The organism is Nodosilinea sp. FACHB-131 (assembly GCF_014695395.1).
Lineage (GTDB): Bacteria > Cyanobacteriota > Cyanobacteriia > Phormidesmidales > Phormidesmidaceae > Nodosilinea.
Window position 1 is genome coordinate 1 of sequence record NZ_JACJOF010000006.1, and the last position, 24567, is coordinate 24567.

The window sequence follows — 24567 nt, forward strand, 5'->3', positions numbered from 1 at the left end:
TGGCGTCGATGACCTTCTGACGCAAATCAAGGCTGTAGGGTTTGGCCATTGCACTCCTCACCGTGAGACTCCCCTACTTAGTCTATGTCCTAACCACCTTGACCATAGCTATATTGGGCTTTCAGCAGCAGTGAGAGCGCTATTTACTCAGCCCGCTGCAGTGCCGAGATCTTGGGGTCAACAATTTTGCGGCCCTGGCCAGGAAAGTTGATCGCCAGGCAAATCTTGTTGCCTGCTCCAAATATGTGGGTTACTTCTCCGGCCCCGTAGGCTTTGTGCACCACCACATCCCCCACAGTCCAGTCTGACTCGTGGGCTCCGCTCCCCGGTTTGGCAGCGGCCTCGCTGCGATTGCGGGCTTCGCGGATGGGGGTGCTCCACTTTTGGGGCAGGCCCGTGGTGCTGTTGCCAGTGACGAGATCGAGGGGCAGTTCGCCTAAAAACAGCGAAGGGCTAGCGGGTTCGCGACTGCCGTAGAGACGACGGGCGCGGGCATGGGAGATGAACAGGCGCTCCTTGGCGCGGGTAATGCCCACGTAGCAGAGGCGACGCTCTTCTTCGGTAGCGGCGGGGTCTTCGAGGGAGCGATGGTTGGGGAAAAGGCCCTGCTCTAGGCCCACGAGAAACACCACGGGGAACTCCAACCCCTTTGAGGAGTGCAGGGTCATCAGCGACACGGCATTTTTGCCGTCTTTGTTGTCGTCCATGTCGGAGGCGAGAGAGGCATTAGACAAGAAGGCTAGCAACGATGGGTCGTCTACGTTTTCTTCTTCAAATTGCAGTGCGGCGTTGTAAAGCTCCTGCACGTTGCCAAACCGATCGTCGGCTTCGTCGGTGCCCTCAGCCTTCAGGGCGGCCAGATAGCCGCTGTCTTCGAGCACCCCCTGAATAATTTCAGATCCCTTTTGGTCATCCATGTCCTGGCGATACTTTTTGATTAGATCAGCGAATTCCAGTACGCCTTTTGCCGATCGCCCCGCTAGGGTCTTCACCGAAGTATCATCGGCGAGAATCTCCCACAGGGGAATGCCGCCCAGGGTCTGAGTGGCTTGTTCTAGCTTGTCGATGGTGCCCTTGCCAACGCCGCGCCGGGGCACGTTGATTACCCGCTTGAGGCTAACGGTGTCGAAGGGGTTAGCGATCGCCCGCAAATACGCCAGCACATCTTTGATCTCGCGGCGATCGTAAAACCGCAGCCCGCCCACCACTTGGTAAGGAATACTGTAGCGGGTCAGCACTTCCTCAAAGGCGCGCGACTGGGCGTTGGTGCGGTAGAGGATGGCAAAATTGCCCCAGTTCAGCTCCGGGTGCTGGGTTTCGAGATGGCGAATTTGGCTGATCACAAAGTCGGCTTCGGCGGTTTCATCCTCAGCCCGGTAGACGTAGATGCTCTCGCCCTCTCCCCGAGTGGCCCGCAGCACCTTATCGATGCGCTCGGTATTGTTTTCGATCAGGTGGTTGGCGACTTCGAGAATGTTGGAGGTGGAACGGTAGTTTTCCTCCAGCTTGACCATGCTGCGGGTGTCGTCATCGGGCAGGCCATCGCCAAAGTCATCCTGAAAGTTCATCAGAATGGTGAAGTCGGCAGCGCGAAAGGAGTAAATTGACTGGTCGGCATCGCCCACCACAAACACCGAACGATGATTCCAGTTTTCGTAGCTGGCGATCGACTCACCGTTGGTGGCCAGCAGACGAATTAGTTCGTACTGAGTGCGGTTGGTGTCCTGGTATTCATCCACCAAGATGTGGCGAAAGCGCTTGTGCCAGTAGGCTAACACCTGCTCGTTTTGCTGAAACAGGAAAACCGGCATGAGAATTAGGTCGTCGAAATCGAGGGCGTTGTTCTCCGCCAGCGCCTTTTGGTAGTAGCGGTAGACATCGGCGATTACTCGGCCTCGGTAGTTGGGTTGCTCTTTTTCGAGTTCGTCGGGGGTGAGCTTTTGGTTTTTGGCGTTGCTGATGGCAAAGCGCACGGAGCGGGGGTTGAACTTTTTGTCATCCAGATTTAGGGTTTGGGTGACGATGGTTTTGACCAACCCCTGGGCATCTGATTCGTCAAAAATGGAGAAATTCTTCGTCCAGCGGTACCCGGCAGGGTGCTGATACTTTTCAATATCGAACCGCAGAATGCGGGCGCACAGGGCATGGAACGTGCCGATCCACAGGTGCTTGGTAACGGACTTATAGACCTGGGATCTCAGCTTGGTCTGCTCATATTGCGGCAAAGACGACAGGGCTTTGCCGTGGCGGGCCTGGGCATCCTGCTCGGCAAACAGCACCTCAATGCGCTCCTTCATTTCCTTAGCGGCCTTGTTGGTAAAGGTCACCGCCAGAATGTTGTCGGGATCGGTTTTATGGGTGAGGACTAGGTTGGCAATGCGGTAGGTCAGCGCCCGGGTTTTGCCCGAACCCGCCCCCGCCACCACTAGCAGCGGGCCACAATAGTGCTCGACGGCCTGGCGTTGGGCGGGGTTGAGAAGGGCGAGAAAGTCAGTCATCAGTAGCCGAGGGTTTTTGCTTATTAAGTATGACACTGGCCAAGGAGAATCGATGGCCTCACCCCCCCACCCTAGCTGGAGGTTCTCGCCGTTGAGGCCGCTACCTGACGCAGCAGCAGCACTTGCCAATAGGGAATCGGGGCCAGCAGCACCGTACCATGCCCTTCAAAAACATTGACGAGGAACTCCCCGGAGGTCATTGAACTCACCATAGATTTGGTGGCTTTTTCGACTCGGTAGCTGAGAGTACCGGTGCGGGCAATCGCAAAGCTACCGTCTACCACCAGACGCTCCCCTCGCAGCTCTACGGTTTCCACAGGGCCTTGGGCCACCATCACTACCTGACCACGGCCCTTGACCTTGGTTTGAAACAGCCCTTCGCCGCCCACCATACCGCTCAACAACTTATTGCGCTCAATGGCAATCTCGACGCTGCCTTCGCTGGCCCAATAGGCTCCCCGATCCAAAATCCACTCCTCACCTGACAGCTCTAAAGTGTGATAGCCAGACAGCGATGGCGCTAAATATAGCTCTCCTGTACCGGTGTAGGTGGGACGAAAGATATTTTCTCCCGTTGCTAAAGACTTTAGAAAACCGCCTGCTGAAGGGGTTTGAGTCTGCATAGCGATAGCCCCCCGCATGTAGTGCAGGGCCCCTGATTCGGTGCGCACGGTTTCGTCGTTTAAGGTGATTTTGACTAACCGTGTCCCTTCTCGCTCAATAATTTCGAAGTTAGCCATAGGGACCTCTGAAACAACGCCAAAACAGACGAGGGCAATCAGCAATTCAACTCGACGAAGCGGCAGCCATCGGCTCTAGCCATCTTAGCTTTGTCAGCGATTCAGTCATGGGGCGATCGCCCCATGACTGAATCGCTGGTCAGTATTCTCTCCAATAGCTTCAGGGGTACAGAATCACACCCTGCTAGCAGCGGCGGGGGTCACACTATCGTCACAGAGCTGTCATCTCACCGTCATGATTGCCCCCTAGGGTGTCAACCCATGGGCACCAAAGTAGTGCCTGGCGTAAATCTCCCCGGCGAGGTTTGCGACTGACGATATTGCGAGGATCATCGCTCATGAAACCTTCTACACTGTTCAAAGGTCTTCTGGCCGCCACCCTGCTGCTAGGTGTTCCGGCCGCCGCCGTAGCCCAGGAGCAAGAAGCACCAGCGCCAGCACCGGCTCAGGCTGCCCCAGCAGAGGTATCTGAGACCCAAATCGACCGTTTTGTTAGCGCCTATCAGGCAATTCAAACCATTCAGCAGGCGGTGCAGGCTGACCTGGTTGCCGCTGTAGAGGCCCAGGGGCTAACCGTGGATGACTACAATGCGATCGCCGAGTCGCAGCAGACTCCCGAAGCTGCCGCCGAAGTTCCACCAGAGCAGGCCGAGCAGTTTGCGGCGGCGGCTGAACAGGTTGCTACCCTGCGCGAGGGCGCTCGAACCGAGATGCAGGCCGCCATTGAGGCTGAATCGCTGAGCATTGAAGAGTTTGAGCAGATTATGGCTCAGGCCCAGGCAGATCCCGCTCTTCAACAGGTAATTGTTGAGCGGCTGGCTGAGTAGTCAGTAGGTAATCCAGCGCCTCAATTGTTTAAGGCCAAAGTCTTAGAGACTGAGAGCCTAGATTTAAGTCAAAGCCCTCCTTCAATTCGTGTTGAAGGAGGGCTTTGACATGTCAAATCGCTAAGCGCTGACGGCTGTTTTTTAAGGACAGGTGATTGGCGTTATGTTATTGCCCAGGCCATTGGTGCCAGTACGGGCAATCCAGCCAGTGCTGCCGTTATAGATAGTCACCTGCATCCAGCGGCGACCGTCTGTGGAGGTTTGCTGGGTCGGTGGGTTAGCGCTGGCGATTACGGTGTCGCCGACGTTGTAGCCAGCAACGGCGCTAGAGCCGGCTGTGGGGCTAGACCTAACCACCATTTCACGATCGGCCCTAAAGCAGGCCTTGGTAGCAGGAATCGGAGTGCTACCGCAGGCAGTCAAAACGCTGGCGTTGATCCAACCCACGGGCTGTGCCGAAGACAGGGTGCCGCTTCTCAAAAAAACCTGCGCCCGCCCTGGGGAGGTTGCCCCGGTTAGGCTCACCTGGGTGCCCGCCTGTAGCGTGCCAATGCGAGTTGCGATCGGCCCCAAAGTAGAGTTGTCAAAAACTTCGGTGGCTCGGTTGAGCTGACGACAGCCTCGAATTAGGGCTGGATTTTCGGTTAGAGCCCGGGTCTCCTGAGCGAGGGCCGGGGCTACAGACAGCGACCCCGCAGACAGTAGCGCGATTCCCGCAGGGATCGCTTTGCGAATCGCCCCAAAAGCAGATTCCCGCAACATTTTTGATGGCATGGACACTCCTGATCCCGTTATAAATGGCTTTTTAAGGTCGAATTTCAGGGTTCACCCGGTTATCCTACCATCCGCAAAATTAATCCTCGCAGCGGCTTTCACGAAGCTTATCGAGGGGATTTTAGGCCGCTTTGCGCCTCACCGATTTGGGGGATCCTTTCTAGAGCCATGATCCAGACGGTTGGCTACATGGGCTGAGCTGCATGGCGTGGCCACAGGTCTTTGATCACCGCACAGTAAAGCAGACAGACGTGGGAGAATGAACACCCTGTGCGCAAGTGGTAACAACGGTATGACGGCGGCAATACCCTATTCTTCTGAGGTGATTGAGTCAGCGATGCAGGCAGGGGAGCTGACCTTTGCCCTCCCCGACCCCACCGACGAGAAAATTTCGGACTATGAGTTTAACCAGCAGATGGAGGCGGCCTGGCAGGTGTGCGATCGCTTCGACCTGCAAACCGACATTTGGCGGGGCAGAATCTTGCGGACAGTACGCGATCGCGAAAAGAAGGGCGGCGACGGGCGCGGCACCGGCTTTCTCAACTGGCTCAAGGATCGCGAGATCACCAAAAGCCATGCCTATAACCTGATCGAACTCGCTGAAAGCGCCGACCAGCTGCTCGACGCGGGCATGCTCACCCCCAAAGAGGTCAACCAGTTCAGCAAACGTGCCTTCGTCGAAACCGCTAAATCGGCTCCCGAAGTGCAGCAGCTGGTTAGCGACTCCGCCCGCAAAGGCGACCACATTACCCGCCGCGAAGTGCGCCAGGTGGCCAACGAGTGGGCCGCTATGACATCAGATCTCATCCCCGAGACCCTGCGGGAAAAGGCTGCCGACAACACCATCCCTACCCGCTACATTGCGCCCTTAGTGAAGGAGATGGAGAAGCTGCCCGCTGTGCACCAGAGCACCCTCAAAACCGAGGTGGAGCTAAACCCTGACCTCGACACCCTCAAGCAGGTCACCGCCGAGGCTCGCTACCTGTCAAAGTACCTGGCCTCCGCCAATCAAGTACAGCTGCTTGAGGCCAGCGGCATCGATTTAGAGCTGGCCCTCGAAGAAGCCCTGCGGGTAGGCTGCCTCAACTCCGCCGCCGACATGGTGGCCCAGGCGGCCCAAATCGAACAAACCGCCGTCAAACTCTACACCGTCTGGAAGCGCCTCAACCAATTGGCAGAACGGGTGTTTGTCGACAGCGGCGAAAGCACCCCTAACCTGCGCGCCCTGCTCACCGCCCTCGGCCCCGTCACCAGCGAGACTATCCAGGTACGCCTGGGTGAAATCGACAGCGTCACCTCCCAAACCATTCGCTGGCGGCTGGTGGTAGAAGAGGATTAGGACAGGCATCGGCTTAAGTCCGATTGAACCTCAATTTAGAGACTCATTTGGAATGACGAATCTATCCATCAGTTATCCCGTCGTACGAGTATGCGTTTGCCCTGAACCAGCCCTAGCCATGCCCGAGAGCACGAGCACGCCGCGCTAGGGTGTAGCTAGGACTGATTAGCTTGAAGCTGTTCCCGATGCCTTTTGCCAAACGTTTTATCCACATTCGTCAAGCCATTGGTTCTGTCGCTGTAGCCCTGGCGCTGGTCGGTTGCGAACCGACCGATCTAGAACAACTGGTCGAACGCATTCCTCCAATTACTCGAATTGGGCGAGAGCCGCCCGCAGAGCCAGACGCGGCAGGAGCACAGTCATCAGCTGCCGCCGAGATGGAAACCCTGGTCTATGAGCGCATCAATGAGATTCGACAGCAGGAAGGTCTCAATCCTCTACAGCCCAACGGGCGATTGGCCCAGGTCGCGCGCCAGTACAGCCAGCGAATGGCGGCCGAAAACTTTTTTGGCCACGTTAGCCCCACGGGGGATGCCCCGGCCCAGCGAGTATCAGAGGCAGACATTCTCTACGCCATGGTGGGCGAAAATTTGTTTACCAGCACCAATGCCCCCGACCCAGCCCCTCTAGCCGTTCAGGGCTGGATGGATAGCCCTGGGCACCGAGAAAATATCCTGCGATCGGGCTTTACTGAAACGGGGGTAGGCGTCTGGCAAAGGGGCAGCACCTATTATTTCACCCAGTTATTTTTGCGGCCCTTGTAGGATTAAGTATCTTGCTACCCCCTCGGAAAAGAAGGGCCATAGCCATTTGAAAATCAATCCGCTGTAGCTCCAAGCCTTTATTGCTCAATTTGTTGGCAGTGTAGGCTGTTGGCGCAGACAACTCGATTGCGCCCGGTTCTTTTAGCTTGATATAGAGCTAGATCGGCAACATGGAGCAAGTCATCATCATTGATGCCTTGCTCGGGGAAAATGGCAATACCACCAGACACAGTCGTTTTTATTTCAGCCCCTAACCAATGCACTGTAGAGGCTGAAAACGCTTGACAAATACTTTCAGCCCTCTGACGACCTGCATCCAATGATAGGTCAGGAAATACTACCAAAAACTCTTCGCCACCGAGCCGAAAAGAAATATCATCGGTTCGTATTTGTTGCAGAATAATTTGGCTAAAAGCTTTAAGCACCAAATCGCCAACTCGGTGCCCAAAGGTATCGTTGATGCGTTTAAAGTAGTCGATATCAAACATGACGAAGACCACGGAGCAGCCTACCTGTTCTGCTTTTTCTAATGTTTTAGGTAAAACATCGTTGAGGTAATGGCGGTTAAATAGCCCAGTCAACTGATCTTTTTCGGCCTGATCTTTGAGGCTGGCTTGTAGAAATTTAATCTCTTCTAGCTGATTTTGAAGGCGGTCGTTGGCTTGGCGCAGTTCTACTTCTGCCTGATAGCGCTTGGTAATATCATGCAGAATGAGTAACCGCCCGTGCATTCGGCCTTGGTAATCGGCTAGGGAAGAAATTTGAATGGTGACATAGTGCGAATGTTGAGAATTTAGCCAGAGGCCAAAGGGTGTTTCTATACCCCTGTCATAGTTTGTTAAGAGTTCTGGAACACTTGACAAAGCCTCATGGAGCGATCGCCCCAGGTAGTTGTCTTTTAGGCGCGTTAGCGATCGCCCCTGGGGATTGATATCAACAATTCGATGCTGCAAATCGACAACAATAACGCCATCCTGCAACTGTTCAATCAACATTTCGCGGGCAAGGGGCACAGCATCAAAAACACCGATGCGAAAGAGCACCCAAAAAGCAAAAAGCCCCGTTGCCATAAACGACATCGGGGTAAGGTTTAGGCCAACGGGGGTAATCCGCAAGGAATAGAGTACGCCGCTGAGGTAGGGAAATAATGACCCTAGCAAAAGAAGCAGCGCCTGCCGCCGTCGCAAAGGTCCGCCGCTAAAGGTAGAGTGGGCCAACAGCTGGAAGCTCCGCAGCCCATACAGATAAATGCAGCTTAGGATCCAAAAATAGCCAGGGCCGTGCTCATAAACGGCACTATTGCTGGGCGGCAAACCTGGAACAACCGCCGTCCAGACCCAGTGGTGCCAGGCATTTGTAGCCACCAAAATAACGTTGAGTAGGGGCCAAAGACTGAGCCGCACCAGTTGTCGAGCATTAAAGCGTGACCGCTCGTAGGCGAAAGCTTTAGCAAATAGGAGGAAAAGGACGGCAATTCCGCCGCTGCCGACATATTCCAACGTGGACCAAAAAATTTTGTCAGCGATCGCCACTGACCCTGCTTCCATAGCGGCCACCGCCGCATAAAAGGCTGCCGCGGCCATCATGAGAGAAAAATAAGTGCGTGCCAGCGTTGAACCACGCCGCTGCCAAGCGACGCTGGCAACTAGCGCATTAACCACCGCCGTGAGGGCGAGCACACCAAAACTAGGATTAATTTGCAAGTCCATGGAGTAGTTAATTAGCCCCATGGGTTGACAGCAGAGGCATGGGAGCAAAACCTAATGCAGTGCAGTCAATTTCGTCTTCTCAGTTTTCCCCTGTTCTCAGGTTTCTTCTTACCTATCCTGACTTGCAACCCGGTTTAGCGAAGGGTATCACATTTTAATTCCGCCTTTATTTCTGTATTGATGGCGATCGCATCGTTAACGCAGGCAGACCTGGGAGAAAAGCAACCTGGGCGTGTGGTATCAGTTGCATGATCAATAAGTCTGTTCAGGCTGAAGCATATCCAACAATCGAGCCGGATTAAGACTGCACCAAAGCCATCAGCATCACCTCCCACACCAAGCGGGGCTGCACGAAGCGGCGCAGGTAGCCCTTAGCGGCTTCAAGCTTTGGTAGCCATTGGGGGCTTTCTGCTGGGTAGCTTTGCCAGTACCAATTGAGCAGGTAATCGAGCAACCAGAGCTGCGATTCAGTGTCGAGGGTTTTGGCGACTTGGCGACCCTGTTCTAAAGCTTCGCGCAGACTGCGAGGGGGCTGGTGCAGAGCGTTGAGCAGGTCAGCAGGAATGGTTTGAAGCTGTTGATAGGCAGCGATCGCACTGCCTGGGCTCCCCTGGGCCATCGCCAAAATTTGCGGTTGCCCTAGCACCTCAGCTTGCCGTGCTCGGTGGAGCACCGTTGCCATATCGGTCGCGTTTAGCCGCTGAAAGGGAACCGTCTGACAGCGCGATACCAGGGTGGGCAACAGCGATTGTGGACTAGGGGCTAGCAAAATAATCGTTGCCTGACCGGGTTCTTCTAGGGTTTTCAGCAGGCCGTTGGCCGCCCCCTCAGCCATGGTTTCAGCCGCCTCGACCACGACTACGGCGCGGGGGGCTTCCAGGGGCGGACGGCTCAAGAATTGGGCGATCTGCCGCACCTGCTCTAGGCGAGTTTGAGGCGGGCTTTTGCGGGCGATCCCCTCCTCGGCCGCCTGGGAAGCCGCAATGAGCTTGCCCTGGTGTAAATAGGTCGGTTCGACCCACAACAGGTCGGGGTGGTTGCGCTGGGCAATGCGTCGCCCCAGGGCGGCTGGTGGTGCCCCGGAGGGCGGGGCAAACAAAATTTCGGCAAAGTGCTCCGCCGCTAGCCGCCGCCCAATTCCGTGAGGGCCAGCAAACAGGTAGGCGGGAGCCACCCGCCGCTGCTCCACTGCGCGACAGAGCAGAGCAACGGCGGTGTCTTGGCCCACTAGACCGTCAAACCGGGGGCGTACCACTGCTGCAAATGTCCTTCCACAACGGCAAAAATCTCGGCGGCGACGGCATCGACTGTCCCCGTCGCATCAATGGCCACAATCCGTTCTGGATGCCGTGCCGCCAGGGCCTCAAAGCCCACCTGCACCCGCTGGTGAAACCCCAGATCGGCCTGCTCCATGCGATCGACAGCCCCTCGCTGGCGAGTGCGGGCCAGACCAGTAGCGGCATCGAGCTTGAGCCACAGGGTGAGGTCGGGCACCAGCCCCCCGGTGGCCACCTGGTTGAGCTGGTCAATCAGCCCTAGGTCAAGGCCGCGCCCGTAGCCCTGGTAGGCCACGGTGGAGTCGGTGTAGCGATCGCACAGCACCCAGCAGCCCTGGGCCAAAGCTGGCTTCATCAACTCTTCAACATGCTGAGCGCGATCGGCGGCGTAGAGCAGCAGCTCAGCCCGACTAGCCATCGCTGCCCCACCCTGATCGCCCAGCAGCAGATGGCGCAGGCCCAAGCCCAACTCCGTGCCCCCCGGCTCGCGAGTGGCGAGAATTTGGGGAATCAGACCCTGCTGCTGAAGCTGCTGGAGGCGATCGCTTTTCCCTAAAGCGCTATGTAGGAGCCTGAGCTGGGTCGATTTGCCACAGCCCTCTACCCCTTCAAATACCAGCAGCTTACCCGGCATAGTTTGTCCCAGTATCGCCTCTCAAGCTTACAGACAAGGGGGCCACAGCCCAGCCCCCCAGCAAGCTATGGTATACACTAAGATACAAACCGGACTAGTGCATACTAAGGTCAAGGGTGCAGCTCAGCGTGGGCTTGTCAGAACATGCCTGCCACGACCATGCGCTAACTTGTAGTTTTGATGGTCTCAGCGAGGACGCCTATGGCCCGGTATACCAACACACTTCCTATCTCGGCAACCACCGCTCGGCTGCGCGATGCAATTGTTAGCTCGCTGCAAGCCTTCGGGCTCAATATGGTCTACGAAACCAGCGACTATCTGATGGCCAAAGAACAGCCAGGACAGGTCTCCCTGGCTCAGCTCACCACCATTGAGGTGCTGATCAGTCCGCCTACCGTAGCTGCTGATGCAGCCTCGGTGAATCTAGTGGTCAGCAACCAAGAACTGCCCCTCCGCCACAATAATCATTGCGAGCAGGTGTTCAGCGCCATTAACCAGGCTATTGTTGCCTTGGTCTAAGTCTCAGGCATTCAAGCCCCCAAGGGTGATGGGCTAGATCTCGGTGTCATCATCCAGACTATCCGACTCCTCGTCGCCCTCTTCAACCATGTTCGGACTGATGAGGGTAATGTCAAACTCATCGGGGGGCAGAGTCGACTGGCTATCGCGCTTGAGCTGGTAGTAGATGGCGCGAGCTTGGGGACCAAACACAATCTCATCTTCGTTTTTGAGGTCGTGGGCCTGGAGCTTGCGACCGTTGATCAGCATGCCGTTAGCGCTAGGTTTGCCCTTTAGGTTGCCGTCAACGATGCGGTAGTAAAACGTATCGTCGTCTTTCGGTAGCTGGACGAGGGTGGCGTGGTGCCGCGACACAAATTGCGACGACAGGCGAATGTCACACTTAGGATCTCGCCCAATGGAGTATACCGACCCATCCAAGACAATTTCTCGGCGGCCTTTACTATCTTCAACAATGAGAATATTACTGAGTTTGGTGTGGAGTGGCATGCGCTGACACTAGCAAAAACGGAGCTCAGAATCGGTTGAGAGTGGAACGATGACCTTATTCACCAGGGAAACGTAGAGCATATCGCGGTTACCCACCCCATCGCCGCGATCGCTCCTATGAGCCAGTCTTAACCACCGCCAATATTGCCCAAACCTAAGCTTACTTACGCCAGCTTACCTTTAGCCAAGAGGGGCATAGCCATGGGGGTGCGCCCAACGGTTGCTCTATATTACCCCCTAGTTGCCTTGCCTGAATGGTAGCAGAATCTTTCTTAGACGATGGATGTGGGCCGCATCCATCAAAATGCTCAACCCGTCGCTCCAGCCAACGGAGCTAAACGGCAAACTCCTAGAGACCAGATGTCGGGAAAAGCCCTAGTCGGCTGAGTCTACCTCAAGTTCTTCCCAGGGGTTAGAGTTAACGTTGCGCAGACGTTTGAGCATCCAGTCAAAGCGGATGTTGCCCATGGAGAGCATATCGCCCATTTCGTCGAGCCCGGCATCGTTGGGGTTAGCCACAGGACGCCAGTGTTCGCCCTGTAAATGCTTGACAGTGCTGCGCAGGCGACTAGAGAGCAAAATGGCCAAAGCTCGATAAAAGCGCGAAGCAAACCACATATCCTGCTGTAGCTTGTGGCGCAGCTGACTACAGGAAATAGCCAGCACAATGCCAGGTTCGAGGGCCGTTACCGTCGCAGAAGGCGGTTGACCGTCAACAAACGACATTTCACCAACCACCTCGCCAGTTGCCAGTTGGGCAATGGACTGGTCGCCCATGGCTGCCACCGAAACCTCCAAGCTACCGTTTAGAATGAGGAAAATATCGTCGCAGGCGGCACCCTCACGAATCAACACCTCTCCCGGTTGCAGTTCTCGACGCTGACCAGCATCAATCAGCCAGTCAACGTCTTCGTCCTCTAAAACCCCAAGAATAAATACCACACGCTTCATGGCTGCGGCCCTACGTCACAATACCCGAACCGCCCATGGCGGTGATAACAGCACCCATTGGCTTGCACTTTAGAGACAGAGGCTAGCCAAGGACATTGCCGTATCGCTACCTGATGTCAACCCATGCCAGTTTTTAACATAACCTACGATGGGATGTGAGGAACATTTCTCTAGTATCGGCGTTCTGCAATAGTTTTCAACACCAGCCGAAGGAGTGAGACCCTGTCCCTCGGACTGCCAAATATCGCCTGTTTTCTACCCTAACTTCCCATGACTACTGTTATATCAGAGACGGCTACGGCAGCCTCCGATCGCACCAACGACGTGACTGTACGAGCCTATTTTTTGGGCCAAAGTGTTGATTTAGGTGCCCTGGCCAGACCTAGCGGTCCAGCACTGGTGCCGTCTTCGCCACTGATGGTGCCCGTTGGCGAGGGCGGGCAGGGGGTGCTGTTTAGCTACGGTGCCGTGGTGCTGTTTGGCCTTTCTGCCGCCGCAGAGCAGGCTTTTATTACCAGCCTCAGGCCCCACATTGCCAATCCCATCGACCACCCTGAAACCGAAGCCGCCACCATTCGCCTAGCTCCCAACAGCAACGGCAAAGTGCAGGATGGACTGATTTTTTTGTCGTCCCTTGATGAGCGGCGCCTGCATCTGGTGGCTGATGTGATGGCTAAGAGCGTGGTGCTGGCCTACTACGAGATCGGCGCGGCGGCTGTCTTCGACCGTATTGAGCCCTACGCTGTGGAGCTGCAACACCAGCATCGCCCTAGCATTCAAGGCGATCAGTTGCTTAAGCAAATTGGCCAAACGCTGATGATTCAACACAAGATTGTGGGTCGAGTCGAAATCATCGATAAGCCCGAGCTGCTGTGGGAATATCCCGAGCTCGACTCCTTATACCATCGCCTAGAAGACGAGTATGAGATTCGCGATCGCCACTCGGCCCTAGAGCGCAAGCTCGACTTGGTCAGCCGCACCGCCGAAACAGTACTCGACCTCCAGCGGCACCAGACCGGCCTGAGACTGGAGTGGTATGTGGTGCTGCTGATTGTGGTAGAAGTGCTGCTGTCGCTCTATGACCTGTTTGTTCGCCCCCACTGAGGTACCCGATGGGACAGTCTATTGTCGTGAATCAAACCGAGTTTGAGCAAGCGGTGCTGCAACCGTCGTTTGAACAACCGGTGCTGGTCGATTTTTTTGCTACCTGGTGTGGCCCCTGCCAGCTACTCAAACCCATGCTCGAAAAGCTGGCTCAGGAGTATGACTTTACCCTGGCCAAGGTCGACATTGATGCCAACCCTGAGCTAGCCAAAGCCTTTAAGGTTGAAGGGGTGCCCGACGTGCGCATTGTCAGCCAGGGGCAGGTGCAGGAGGGGTTTGTGGGAGTGCTGCCCGAGCCGCAGTTGCGCGAACTGTTGGCCGGTCTAGGTCTGCAATCCTCTCTGGAGCAAGATCTGGCAGCGTTTGAGGCTGCCCAAGCCAGCGGCGACAAAACACAGATTTATTCAGCCCTGGCCACGCTGCTGACCCGCTACCCCAACAACGGCCAGATTTTGCTCAAGGCCGCCCAGGTATATCTAGTGCAGGGGGATGATGCCCTGGTTAGCCAGTATTTGGATTTGATTGACCCAAACGATCGCGTCACCGCCGATCAAGCCGACGGCATCCGAGGCCTGCTCACCCTGCGCCAATCTCTAACCAACCTGGGAGGCTCTGATTTAGATATTGCCTATGGAACCGCTGGCCAGGCGGCGCTCAAAGGCGATTTTGCCGCTGCCCTGGAGGGATTTTTGGGAGTGGTGGAGCGCGATCGCAGCTATCGCAGTGATGCCGGTCGCAAGGCCATGCTCACCGTCTTTAAACTGCTGGGCGACAGCGACCCGCTCACCCTCACCTACCGCAAACGCCTGATGCAAGCCCTTTACTGACCAAACCCTTTACTTAGGAAAGTTTTAAGAATATGAGGCCAAAAGCGTTTGGTTAAAGCCCCGACAGTTATTGTAGAGACAGTTCCCTAAGAGTATTCCATCTAAAATAAACGTCTCCTTTGGGGTCGCAACCTCGGCTTGTTGGGCCTGTTGCCGAAAACTTTGGATAAGTATTTAGCTGGAACACTCTAAGCTGATTTTTTAGCATTCTGGCCAACGCTACCTAATCGGTAAACCCTATGTCTCTCCTGGCACGCTGGCTTCAGTTCTTGCGATTTCTCGAAGGGCTGTTGGAGTTCTTAGACTTTCTCACCACTCCCCTGGGTTTGGTAGCTAGCATTGGGCTAGGGCTCTACAGCCTGCTGGTGTTCTTGGGCACCGATGCCTCAGCCGCCGCCACCTTGGCTGGGTCAGTCGCCCTGGGCCTCAGCTGCCTCATCACCCGCCCCGATTTCTAAAGTGACTTCTAAAGAAATTTCCCCAGTGGTGGGCAATGCCGACCCTACGATGGCTACAGTCGCTGGATTAAAGCTGGTGTCTTCTTTTCCAAAAATTTCCTAACGTCTACCGTCTCCTCCATCCCCATAGGTAGGCGCACTTAACTCAACACTCAAAACTAAAAATTCAAAACGCCTCCCCCCATTCTCCCCACCTCCCTCACCCTCTCCACCTCCATGCTCCCCGCCGCCGAGGCCGAAGCCAAAATTCTCGATCTAGTGCCGCTCCCAACCGAGGTAGAGCAAGTTTCCCTAGATGCCTGTCTGGGTCGTGTTCTAGCCAAAGCTATCCCCAGCCCGCTCGATTTTCCCCACTGGGATAACTCGGCGATGGATGGCTATGCCGTGCGCTATGAGGATGTGCAGGGAGCAAGTGCTGAGCAGCCCAAGGTGCTGACGCTAACGGAGACAATTCCAGCGGGGCGATCGCCCCAGCTCCCCGTTGGCTCAGGTCAGGCCGCGCGCATTCTCACTGGCTCCATGCTGCCCGATGGAGCTGACACCATCGTGATTCAAGAGGTGACCCAGCGCCAGGGCGACCATGTTTTGGTGCTAGAAACCCCTGAGCCGCAGCAGTTTGTGCGCCACCGGGGCAGCTTTTGCCAGGCGGGCGACCCGCTTATGGCCCCAGGCCTTTCCATTGGCGGGCCAGAATTGGCGGTGCTGGCCTCGGCTCAATGCCTTCAGGTGCCCGTATTTTCTCAGCCTCGGGTAGCCATTCTCTCCACAGGCGATGAGTTGGTGATGCCAGACGCTCCGCTTCAGCCGGGGCAAATTGTGGACTCTAACCAGTACGCGCTGGCGGCGTTGGTGCGGCAGGCGGGGGCAATTCCGCTGCCCCTAGGCATTGTGCCCGACCAGCCCCAGGCGCTGAGAGCCGCCATTCAATCGGCGCTGGCTCAGGCAGATGTGATTGTGTCATCTGGCGGTGTCTCCGTCGGTGACTACGACTATGTTGATGAGATTTTGGCAGAATTGGGGGCGACGCTGCATATTCGTTCGGTGGCGGTAAAGCCCGGCAAACCCCTGACGGTAGCGACATTTCCAGCAGAGCGGGGGGCTGCGCCGCTGTACTTTGGCCTGCCGGGGAACCCGGTGTCGGCCCTGGTGACCTTTTGGCGATTTGTGGCCCCGGCGCTGCGGAAGCGATTGGGCCTGGCTACCAATTGGGGGCCAAAGTTTGTGCCCGCTACGACTCGCGACTCGCTCAAGGCTGGTGGCCAGCGAGAAACCTATCTGTGGGGCAGGATTGAAACTACTGCCCAGGGCCACGAGTTTGCGTTGGCAGGCGGCGGCCACAACTCTGGAAATTTGATCAACCTGGCGGGAACGAACGCTCTGGCGGTGGTGCCGGTGGGCACGAAGCTGATCCCTGCTGGGGCAACCGTTTCAGTCATGGTGGTGGGTTCATAGCAGGTCGACCCCTTCACCTTTGCACAGGGTACGACATTCGCAGACTGCTTAGTCTGGCTTGCTCTGAGCAACAATCTCACAGGCATACTCCATTGCCGCAGAATTCAAAGGGTCGGGGTCAACGGGCATCCAGCCACTGCTGCCCACGGGGCCACTAAACTCGACATCGCGAAAGCGGCGGCGATCGCAGTCATATTCAGTCAAATAGTCGGTGCGCTGGGGCTGTCCAGAGCGGCGATCGACATAGTAGCTGCCTACCCGCACGTGTCCCCAGCCCACAGGCTCTATAGAATCGATATCGACAAACTGCTGTTGTTGACCTTGGCTGGTTTCGGCCACTGCCTGCCAGGTGGTAGCCAGGGCGCTGGTAGGGTAAACGGCCCAAGCCAGAGTTAACCCTAGAACCAAAGCAATCAGCTTGCCCAGCCGCCATTGCAACGCTGCTCCTACAGCCGACAGAACATGCTTAAAAAATTGCAAGCGTTGTTTCACAGTGGGCGATCTGAAAGTATTGTGGGCTCAAGTTCAGGTGGCGATATAGCGATTCGCGTAGCGTAAAGCCTATGGCATCTAGAAACGGGAACCGACTCGAAACGAGTATCCGTTCCGGAATCGCCCTACAGATCATGAGTTACCCCAGCCACCTTGGTCAAGGCTATGGAGTTGAGCACAGGCAGCAGGAGGCCCGTCGTGACCCGCAAAATTCGCACGATTACCAAAGTCATTGCGCGATCGGGGCAGGCCGAAGCCCTCAAGGCGCTGATGATCGAAGTGACTGAACTAGCCCGCGAGAATCCAGGTTGTCTGCGGTTTGAGCTGCTACAGGGCAATGCTAACCCCGGAGAGTTAGTCACCTTGGGAGAATGGCAGGACGACGCTGCGTTCCAGGTCCATTTTCGGTCAGGGTACATGGAAGAGTTTATGCGTGAGATTCCCGAACTAGTCGATCATCCCCCCGACATCCAGTGGTACACCCTGGTGATGTAGGGGAGAGGACTCAAAGGGTGGGGAAAAACAGCGCTCGGTAAGCCCCAATCAATGCCTCACCCCAGAACACTGTGAGCACGGCACCGATCGCTAAAAACGGGCCAAAGGGCATTGGTTGCCGGCGGCTGATCAGTTTGAGGGCGATCGCGCCTCCCCCCACCGCCGCCCCTACTACGCAGGCCAAAAAGCCGCTGAGCAACACGCCTTGCCAGCCCAGCCATGCCCCTAGCATCGCCGCCAATTTAGCATCGCCTCCCCCCATCGCTGTTTGGCCTAAAGCTGCTGAGGCAAAGAGGGTAATCAAGTCAAAAATCCAAATGCCTAAGACCGCCCCCAGTATTCCGCCTAGCAAACTTTGCATGGGGCTAGGCCCAGGTTCACTCTGAAGCAGCGGCAGCAAAAATTTCACCCCCAGGCCGATCAATAACCCTGACTGGGTGAGGGAATTGGGCAGCGTCAGAGTATCAACATCAATAAACGCCAGCGCCACTAGCCAACTCAGCAATAGCCAATAGCCCACCGTCAGCCAGGTGGGGCCAGACAGCCAAAACGTTGCTAAAAACAGCGCCCCTGTAAACGCCTCAATCAGCGGGTAGCGAGGAGAAATGGACGTGCGGCAGTAGCGACAGCGCCCCTTGAGCCAGAGCCAGCCCAGCACCGGCACATTGTCGTAGGGTTTGAGCTGGGTTTGACACTTGGGGCAGCGAGACGGCGGGTGCAGCAGCGATAGTCCCGCCGGTACCCGGTAGATCACCACGTTGAGAAAGCTGCCCACGGCGGCACCAAACAGAAACACAAGGGCAGAGGTGATCAGGGCATCCATAGTGGGGCAGTAGAGCGGACAAAAGGACAGTAGTAATTTAGGGCTAGAGCAGTCGCAAAGGGGAGTCCCGTTGATTTTGTGGTTGTTCCCAATCAATTGACGAACTGCTAGGTTCAGAATGCCCAGGACGCAGGGGATGAACTATCTGTTTGGGCGATCGGTCCATGGCCAGGCTTGGCCAACACCCCTAAAATCAAGGGCAACCCATCTTCTCTAATTCTATGTCTCCCGACGCCACGTCTTTTTCCCCAGAAACCCAGTCCATTCATAGCGGCCGAGGCATTGACCCCAGCACGGGAGCCCTGACGCCACCGATTCATCTCTCCACCACCTTTGAGCGGGATGGCGATGGCAGCTATCCCAAAGGCTATATTTACGGCCGCAGCGGCAACCCCAACCGCGATGCCCTCGAAGCGGCTCTAACTACCCTGGAGAAAGGGTCAGAAACCGCCACTTTTGCCTCCGGGTCGGCCGCCACCTTTAGCCTGCTGCAAGCTCTTGGCCCGGGCGATCACGTAATTGCCCCTCGGAGCGTCTACTATGGCGTGCAGCAAATGTTGAGCAACATTTTTGCCCCCTGGGGATTGAGCTATACCTTGGTGGATGCGACAGATTTGGCGGCCGTAGCTGAAGCCCTGCGCCCCAACACCCGCCTGGTGCTGATCGAAACCCCGTCCAATCCACAGCTGGCCGTTACCGACATTCAAGCGGTTGCCGACCTAGCCCACCAAGCCAACGCCTACCTGGCCTGCGACAACACCACGGCCTCCCCCGTGCTGCAAACTCCGCTCACCCTGGGGGCCGACTTTGTCATTCACGCCACTACCAAGTACCTGGCGGGCCACGGGGATGTGATTGGCGGCGCGGTGGTCACCCGTGAGCCCAATTCACTATTCGATCAATTGCGGCTGGTGCAGACTATCGGTGGTGTGGTGCCGTCTCCCTTCGACTGCTGGCTGACGCTGCGCGGTCTGCAAACCTTGCCCCTGAGAGTTCGTGCCCAGACGCAGGCCGCGCAGGCGATCGCGACCTGGCTATCTCAACATCCCGCCATTGAGCAAGTACTTTATCCTGGATTGCCCGAGCATCCCGGACATGATATTGCGCAGAAACAAATGCAGGGCTATGGTGGCCTGCTCTCATTTTTAGTGAAAGGCGATCAGGACACAGCAATGAATGTCGCCGCCAAAACTAACTTGATTGCCCGTGCCACTAGCTTTGGCAGCCCCCACAGCGCGATCGAACACCGCGCCTCAATTGAGCAAGGCACCCAAACCGCCCCTAACCTGCTCCGCCTTTCCATTGGTCTAGAGCACGTAGACGATCTAATTGCAGATTTAGACCAGGCTCTGAGCCGCTAACTCAAACTCTGTTTAACGCTTCCTCCATCCCTCACTGACCCACAGGACAAATACATCCTTATCAGCCCTTATCCTTTGGACGTCTGTGCCTGTGCTGCTCACAGGTGGCCTCTCGCGCTTGCACTGGAGCATAGGCAGACTATCCCTACCTCATAGGCAGCATCAACGGTTTTGGATTTTTAGGTCTAGGCGATCGCTGATCGCTTAGGCCTAAAAACTCTCGTCTAGCAAACGCAATAGCTGGCTTGGTGGTGGCAGTGCCAAGCCAGCGAAGTCGCTTGCGGCTCGCTAGAGACGGTAGTAATTAACGCATAAGCAAAGTTAAAGCAATAAATTGTTGCAATATTGTCACATAGCTGTTACATTAGTTTACATAAAGAAACATTCAGCACCCCAGGAGGGCCTCGCAATGTTCACCACCACCCAACTCGACAACGGCATTCTCAACAACTACGCAGTAGAGCCTGAAGTATATTTCGCGTCCTACCCCTCGCCTGAGCAGCAAAAGGGCTACGCGCTGCAAGCCGCGATCGCCACTCTCTTCGTGACTGGTCTAGTGTTGGTCACTCTGGCAGTCAGCTAATTTCGCTTAGTTTCACGAGAAGTTTTTAAGAGTCTTTGGAGAAAGAGCGCTATGTTTGCACCGATGGTTCTGCTAGTTCGCAATATCATGGGAACCCCAAAATTCAACAAGCTGCGGGGTCAGGCGATCGCCCTTCACTCCAAAACTATTACCAACTTCTGCAACCGCTTTGGCATCAATAGCAAAGAGCGTCAGGCGCTAATTCGTAAGGCCAAAGCCAACGGCCAACGGCTCGGTTTTCTAGCCTAGGTAATATTGATTTAATTTATAAAGTCGCTGATATGTAAAACCCCTAGCCATGGCTAGGGGTTTTTGTTACCCGTGAATTGAACGAGTTTAAAGATAGATTTTGCTTTGGATGCGATCGTCAAGTGTTTAGCTCAACCGTTGGCATTTATGAACCTACAAGCTCAACTGTATTTTCCATATTTTAACCGTGCCGTCGGAATGGGTACCAAGAATCGACTCATCGGACAAGGAAATTAGCTTTGAGTTGCCTGCTGCATAAGCCATTGTTTTGTGTAATACGGCCCCTGACTCAACATCCCAAATAATGAACCGACCCTTTTTATCGATGCCGCACAAAACTTTTCCGTTGTAGCAAAAGCCCAAAGCATTAACTGATTGGTGGAACGATTCAAAAATGATCTTTGGCTGCCGGCTGGGATACTTCCAGAGGCAGATTTCACCAGATAGACTGCCGGAAGCGAAAATTTGCTTTCCAGGTGAGAAGGCCAAGGCTGTAACGGACTCATCATGTCCCCTCAGATTCATGACGCTACCGTCTCTAGACACGTAGCAAAGATTGACAGTACCATCTTCAGCACCAAAAATGGCCCCATCTCCTGTTGAGTTTAGAAATACTGAAGAAGTTATTGCCTTTTTGCGAACTATTTGTTTGATCTTTGTATTTCGCTGAAAATCCCATGTTTGAATAAATCCAGCAGCATCGGCAGTGATAATAAATTTGCGTGAATAACAAAGGTCAAAGGCTGTGACTCCGCGATCGCAAATCAGCATCGCTTTAGCCAAAGAGCCATTACTAAGGCTCCAGAGATTTACAGTCCCATCAAGGCTGCTACTGAAAAGAAGCTGATTGTCGTCGCTGAAGATTAAATTTGTTATCTCTGCTTTATGACCTTTCAAAGAGAAAAATTGCTTCCCCGATTTATAGTTCCAAAGGTCAATATCGCCGTCATCCCTTCCCAAAGCGAGGAACCTGTGGTTTGGGCTAATAGCTACTGCACAAATTGGTCCTGAGGTTCCTGCGAAGACAAACTCAAGATGAATCGTAGCTGAATAGCTAGGTTTCCTAACTTCAGTTGGTTTTTGTTCGGCCTTATGCTTTTCTCTGCTGACATAGGTGCTAGTCCTTACAGGAGAAGATTTTAAGCCGAATATCTGAGCAACTTCAGGATCAAGGTTAACGACATCAAAGCCAAGCTCTCTGGCTCGTCTTAGGTCACTTGCACTTCTATGGTCGAAACCGATTTCTGAAAAGATTAAGCTTCTAAAGTAGTAAGCCGCGGCAAATTTGACATCGAGTTTCACTGCCTTACCCAAAGCTTCAGCAGCTTCTGTATACTGCCCTCTCTTCGCAAAGAACTTAGCTTTATCAAAAGACTCTTGCGGAGTTACCTTTTGAGTTCTTACCGTCGTGCTGGTCTGTGTATAGCTAGCTTGTCTGGTTGAGCCTACTTGATGAGTTTGTAGGACTTCGTAAGCGACATTGATAACTTTGATTTTCTCTTCAGCAATTTTGGCATTGATAGGATCATTAGCGAACCTATCTGGGTGCCACTGCTTTACAAGCCGCTTATAAGCCTGCTTCACTTCCTGCTTTGAGGCACCCGGTTTAAGATCAAATAACTGGTAGTAGGTGTCAAACTCTGACATGTCGGGATGAGAACAGCCCTTTTAGACTGAAGCAGCGGAAGATATGCCGCTCTCAGAATTCCCTACAGACAGAGAAACTTTCACAAACAAAGAGCCCCGATGCAGTGCACCGGGGCTCTTTACTTTACCTAACTAGCTCAACTTAGCCAAAGCGGCTTGACGTCGAAGCTATCAGGAAAGCCGCGTAGGTCAGAATGTAACCTACCGTGAAGTGAGCTAGACCCACAACCCGACCCTGAATGATGGACATGGCAACGGGCTTGTCCTTCCAACGAACCAGGTTCGCCAGGGGAGTGCGCTCGTGGGCCCAAACCAGGGTTTCGATCAGCTCCTGCCAGTAGCCCCGCCAGGAGATCAAGAACATGAAGCCGGTGGCCCAGACCAGGTGCCCAAAGAGGAACATCCAGGCCCAAACCGCTAGGTTATTCATGCCGTAGGGGTTGTAGCCGTTGATGAGCTGAGAGCTGTTGAGCCACAGGTAGTCGCGCAGCCAGCCCATCAGGTAGTTAGAGGACTCATTGAACTGGGCGACGTTGCCGCTCCAGATGCTGAGATGCTTCCAGTGCCAGTAGAAAGTCACCCAACCAAGGGTGTTGAGCATCCAGAACATCGCCAGGTAGAACGAATCCCACGCGGAGATGTCGCAGGTGCCGCCACGGCCGGGGCCGTCGCAGGGGAAGCTGTAGCCAAAGTCTTTCTTGTCGGGCATCAGCTTCGAACCGCGGGCATCCAGCGCACCCTTGACCAAGATCAGGGTGGTGGTGTGCAGACCCAGGGCGATCGCATGGTGAACCAGGAAGTCGCCAGGGCCAATGGTCAGAAACAGCGAGTTTTTGTTGCTGTTGATGGCATCAAACCAGCCAGGCAGGTAAACGGCATTGGCGGTTTGAGTCACGCTGTCAGGGTTCGACAGCAGTGTGTCAAAACCGTAGAGCAGCTTACCAGAGCAGGCTTGCACCCACTGAGCAAACACAGGCTCAACCAGAATCTGCTTTTCGGGGGTGCCAAAAGCCACCACCACGTCGTTGTGCACGTACAGACCCAAGGTGTGGAAGCCCAGGAACAGCGACACCCAGCTCAGGTGCGAGATGATCGCTTCCTTGTGCTCCAGCACGCGGTATAGCACGTTGTTCTGGTTGGCTTTGGGGTCGTAGTCGCGCACCAAGAAGATCGCACCGTGGGCAAAGGCCCCCACCATGATGAATCCAGCGATGTACTGGTGGTGGGTATACAGAGCCGCCTGAGTAGTGTACTCCTGAGCCATGAAGGCGTAGGGGGGCAGCGCATACATGTGCTGCGCCACCAGGGAGGTGATCACACCGAGGGAAGCTAGGTGAAACGCTAGCTGAAAGTGCAGCGAGTTGTTGTAGGTGTCGTAGAGACCCTTGTGACCTTCACCCAAAGCGCCCGAGGGTGGCTTGTGAGCATTCAAGATTTCCTTGATGCTGTGGCCGATACCGAAGTTGGTGCGGTACATGTGACCGGCGATGATGAAGATCACCGCGATCGCCAAGTGGTGGTGGGCCATATCCGTCAGCCAGAGAGACTCTGTTTGAGGATGGAAGCCGCCCAGGAAGGTCAGAATTGCAGAACCAGACCCGGTCGCCGTACCAAAGATATGGCTAGAGGTGTCGGGGTTCTGAGCATAGACCCCCCAGTTGCCGGTAAAGAAAGGCATCAAGCCTTCGGGGTGGGGCTTCATCGAGAGGAAGTTTTCCCAACCAACGTGGACACCGCGAGATTCGGGGATAGCCACGTGTACCAGGTGACCAGTCCAGGCCAGCGAACTGACACCAAACAGACCGGCTAGGTGGTGGTTTAGGCGAGACTCGGCGTTTTTGAACCAGGACAAGCTGGGGCGAAACTTGGGCTGTAGGTGCAGCCAACCTGCGAACAAAAAGACCGCCGACAAAATCAGCAGGAAGACAGCGCCAGTATACAGATCGGTGTTGGTGCGCATACCGATGGTGTACCACCAGTGGTACACCCCAGAAAACGCGATATTCACCGGAGTTGAAGACCCGGCCTGGGAGAAAGCATCTACCGCAGGTTGGCCAAAGTGAGGATCCCAAATCGCGTGAGCGATGGGTTTAATGTTGAGCGGATCTTTGATCCACTGTTCAAAGTTGCCTTGCCAGGCGACGTGGAACAGGTTGCCCGAAGTCCACAAGAAAATGATTGCCAGGTGGCCAAAGTGGGAGGCGAAGATCTTTTGGTAAAGATTCTCCTCCGTCATGCCGTCGTGGCTTTCAAAGTCGTGGGCCGTGGCAATCCCGTACCAGAGCCGACGCGTGGTCGGATCTTGGGCCAGGTCCTGGCTAAATTTTGGGAATTTAGTTGCCATGAATCAAAACGGATTCTAGTACGACATTTGAGTCATGAGTGCGGTATGTAGGGGCGCAGGCTTTGCGCCCCTAGGAGATTCCATGACGAGAAACCTAGCCCACCGCGATTATTCGAGCCAGGAAGAAGGCCCACGTAGTGGCAATTCCCCCCAGTAGGTAGTGGGCCACACCCACAGCCCGACCCTGAGTGATGCTCAGAGCCCGAGGCTG

Annotated in this window: 25 protein-coding genes; 12 read left to right on the plus strand and 13 right to left on the minus strand. The window is 55.2% G+C overall.

The window, feature by feature from the left end:
- Positions 1 to 143 precede the first annotated feature (143 nt).
- Positions 144 to 2498, minus strand: coding sequence for a DNA helicase PcrA (gene pcrA / locus H6F75_RS02925; protein WP_190749087.1), 2355 nt, complete (start codon positions 2496 to 2498; stop codon positions 144 to 146).
- Between the two features lie 71 nt (positions 2499 to 2569).
- Positions 2570 to 3238 (minus strand): AIM24 family protein, encoded by a 669-nt coding sequence (locus tag H6F75_RS02930; protein ID WP_190749089.1) that lies wholly within the window; start codon positions 3236 to 3238, stop codon positions 2570 to 2572.
- Between the two features lie 338 nt (positions 3239 to 3576).
- On the opposite strand from H6F75_RS02930, the gene H6F75_RS02935 reads away from it, so the two are divergent.
- Positions 3577 to 4065 carry a DUF4168 domain-containing protein gene (locus H6F75_RS02935; protein WP_190749091.1) on the plus strand — a complete coding sequence of 163 codons (489 nt, stop codon included), beginning with the start codon at positions 3577 to 3579 and terminating at the stop codon, positions 4063 to 4065.
- Positions 4066 to 4206: 141 nt separating this feature from the next.
- On the opposite strand, the gene H6F75_RS02940 is transcribed toward H6F75_RS02935, so the two are convergent.
- Positions 4207 to 4839, minus strand: coding sequence for an SH3 domain-containing protein (locus H6F75_RS02940; protein ID WP_190749093.1), 633 nt, complete (start codon positions 4837 to 4839; stop codon positions 4207 to 4209).
- Between the two features lie 337 nt (positions 4840 to 5176).
- Here H6F75_RS02940 and H6F75_RS02945 point away from each other — a divergent pair, with 337 nt between their 5' ends.
- Together H6F75_RS02945 and H6F75_RS02950 are read left to right on the plus strand one after the other, a co-directional pair.
- Positions 5177 to 6178 (plus strand): hypothetical protein, encoded by a 1002-nt coding sequence (locus H6F75_RS02945; protein ID WP_190749128.1) that lies wholly within the window; start codon positions 5177 to 5179, stop codon positions 6176 to 6178.
- 185 nt (positions 6179 to 6363) lie between these two features.
- A complete protein-coding gene (locus tag H6F75_RS02950) occupies positions 6364 to 6942 on the plus strand; it encodes a CAP domain-containing protein (protein WP_190749095.1) in 579 nt (192 codons plus the stop codon).
- A 77-nt stretch (positions 6943 to 7019) separates the two neighbouring features.
- Here the strand turns inward: H6F75_RS02950 and H6F75_RS02955 are convergent, their stop codons facing one another.
- The 3 genes from H6F75_RS02955 to tmk all read right to left on the minus strand — a co-directional run bounded on the left by H6F75_RS02955 (position 7020) and on the right by tmk (position 10562).
- Positions 7020 to 8672: a histidine kinase N-terminal 7TM domain-containing protein gene (locus tag H6F75_RS02955; RefSeq protein WP_190749097.1), complete on the minus strand. Its 1653-nt coding sequence runs from the start codon at positions 8670 to 8672 to the stop codon at positions 7020 to 7022.
- A 277-nt stretch (positions 8673 to 8949) separates the two neighbouring features.
- Positions 8950 to 9906 carry a DNA polymerase III subunit delta' gene (locus tag H6F75_RS02960; protein WP_347710601.1) on the minus strand — a complete coding sequence of 319 codons (957 nt, stop codon included), beginning with the start codon at positions 9904 to 9906 and terminating at the stop codon, positions 8950 to 8952.
- Positions 9879 to 10562, minus strand: coding sequence for a dTMP kinase (gene tmk, locus H6F75_RS02965; protein WP_190749099.1), 684 nt, complete (start codon positions 10560 to 10562; stop codon positions 9879 to 9881). Before tmk ends, H6F75_RS02960 begins: the two co-directional genes overlap by 28 nt.
- A 201-nt stretch (positions 10563 to 10763) precedes the next feature.
- On the opposite strand from tmk, the gene H6F75_RS02970 reads away from it, so the two are divergent.
- Positions 10764 to 11081, plus strand: coding sequence for a hypothetical protein (locus tag H6F75_RS02970; RefSeq protein WP_199289961.1), 318 nt, complete (start codon positions 10764 to 10766; stop codon positions 11079 to 11081).
- 33 nt (positions 11082 to 11114) lie between these two features.
- Here H6F75_RS02970 and H6F75_RS02975 read toward each other — a convergent pair whose 3' ends face one another.
- Together H6F75_RS02975 and H6F75_RS02980 are read right to left on the minus strand one after the other, a co-directional pair.
- The gene (locus H6F75_RS02975) at positions 11115 to 11570 is read right to left on the minus strand and encodes an FHA domain-containing protein (protein ID WP_073606707.1); all 456 of its coding nucleotides are present in this window, start codon (positions 11568 to 11570) and stop codon (positions 11115 to 11117) included.
- 375 nt (positions 11571 to 11945) lie between these two features.
- Positions 11946 to 12521 carry a cyclic nucleotide-binding domain-containing protein gene (locus H6F75_RS02980; protein WP_190749101.1) on the minus strand — a complete coding sequence of 192 codons (576 nt, stop codon included), beginning with the start codon at positions 12519 to 12521 and terminating at the stop codon, positions 11946 to 11948.
- Positions 12522 to 12791: 270 nt separating this feature from the next.
- Between H6F75_RS02980 and H6F75_RS02985 the strand changes: the two genes are divergently transcribed.
- The 4 genes from H6F75_RS02985 (at position 12792) to glp (ending at position 16362) form a co-directional block, all read left to right on the plus strand.
- Entirely contained in the window at positions 12792 to 13625 is an 834-nt protein-coding gene (locus tag H6F75_RS02985) for an RMD1 family protein (protein ID WP_190749103.1), read from the plus strand.
- An 8-nt stretch (positions 13626 to 13633) separates the two neighbouring features.
- Positions 13634 to 14452: a tetratricopeptide repeat protein gene (locus tag H6F75_RS02990; RefSeq protein WP_190749105.1), complete on the plus strand. Its 819-nt coding sequence runs from the start codon at positions 13634 to 13636 to the stop codon at positions 14450 to 14452.
- Positions 14453 to 14691: 239 nt separating this feature from the next.
- On the plus strand, positions 14692 to 14910 hold the full coding sequence (locus H6F75_RS02995) for a hypothetical protein (RefSeq protein ID WP_190749107.1): 219 nt from the start codon (positions 14692 to 14694) through the stop codon (positions 14908 to 14910).
- 216 nt (positions 14911 to 15126) lie between these two features.
- Positions 15127 to 16362: a gephyrin-like molybdotransferase Glp gene (gene glp, locus H6F75_RS03000; RefSeq protein WP_190749108.1), complete on the plus strand. Its 1236-nt coding sequence runs from the start codon at positions 15127 to 15129 to the stop codon at positions 16360 to 16362.
- A gap of 48 nt (positions 16363 to 16410) precedes the next feature.
- Here glp and H6F75_RS03005 read toward each other — a convergent pair whose 3' ends face one another.
- Positions 16411 to 16854 carry a hypothetical protein gene (locus H6F75_RS03005; protein WP_190749110.1) on the minus strand — a complete coding sequence of 148 codons (444 nt, stop codon included), beginning with the start codon at positions 16852 to 16854 and terminating at the stop codon, positions 16411 to 16413.
- A 198-nt stretch (positions 16855 to 17052) separates the two neighbouring features.
- On the opposite strand from H6F75_RS03005, the gene H6F75_RS03010 reads away from it, so the two are divergent.
- Positions 17053 to 17349: a putative quinol monooxygenase gene (locus H6F75_RS03010; protein WP_190749112.1), complete on the plus strand. Its 297-nt coding sequence runs from the start codon at positions 17053 to 17055 to the stop codon at positions 17347 to 17349.
- Between the two features lie 10 nt (positions 17350 to 17359).
- Here the strand turns inward: H6F75_RS03010 and H6F75_RS03015 are convergent, their stop codons facing one another.
- Positions 17360 to 18172: an A24 family peptidase gene (locus H6F75_RS03015; RefSeq protein WP_190749114.1), complete on the minus strand. Its 813-nt coding sequence runs from the start codon at positions 18170 to 18172 to the stop codon at positions 17360 to 17362.
- 221 nt (positions 18173 to 18393) lie between these two features.
- Here H6F75_RS03015 and H6F75_RS03020 point away from each other — a divergent pair, with 221 nt between their 5' ends.
- The 3 genes from H6F75_RS03020 (at position 18394) to H6F75_RS03030 (ending at position 20365) form a co-directional block, all read left to right on the plus strand.
- Positions 18394 to 19533, plus strand: a complete 1140-nt coding sequence (locus tag H6F75_RS03020) for an aminotransferase class V-fold PLP-dependent enzyme (protein ID WP_190749116.1) — start codon at positions 18394 to 18396, stop codon at positions 19531 to 19533.
- Positions 19534 to 19942: 409 nt separating this feature from the next.
- Positions 19943 to 20116 (plus strand): ssl1498 family light-harvesting-like protein, encoded by a 174-nt coding sequence (locus H6F75_RS03025; protein WP_190749119.1) that lies wholly within the window; start codon positions 19943 to 19945, stop codon positions 20114 to 20116.
- Positions 20117 to 20167: 51 nt separating this feature from the next.
- The gene (locus H6F75_RS03030; protein ID WP_190749120.1) at positions 20168 to 20365 is read left to right on the plus strand and encodes an electron transporter; all 198 of its coding nucleotides are present in this window, start codon (positions 20168 to 20170) and stop codon (positions 20363 to 20365) included.
- A gap of 153 nt (positions 20366 to 20518) precedes the next feature.
- Here the strand turns inward: H6F75_RS03030 and H6F75_RS03035 are convergent, their stop codons facing one another.
- The 3 genes from H6F75_RS03035 to H6F75_RS03045 form a co-directional block, all read right to left on the minus strand.
- Positions 20519 to 22012: a DnaJ domain-containing protein gene (locus H6F75_RS03035; RefSeq protein WP_190749122.1), complete on the minus strand. Its 1494-nt coding sequence runs from the start codon at positions 22010 to 22012 to the stop codon at positions 20519 to 20521.
- 142 nt (positions 22013 to 22154) lie between these two features.
- On the minus strand, positions 22155 to 24356 hold the full coding sequence (gene psaB, locus H6F75_RS03040; protein ID WP_190749124.1) for a photosystem I core protein PsaB: 2202 nt from the start codon (positions 24354 to 24356) through the stop codon (positions 22155 to 22157).
- A 94-nt stretch (positions 24357 to 24450) separates the two neighbouring features.
- The coding region (locus tag H6F75_RS03045) for a hypothetical protein (protein WP_190749126.1) at positions 24451 to 24567 on the minus strand (117 nt) is incomplete at its 5' end.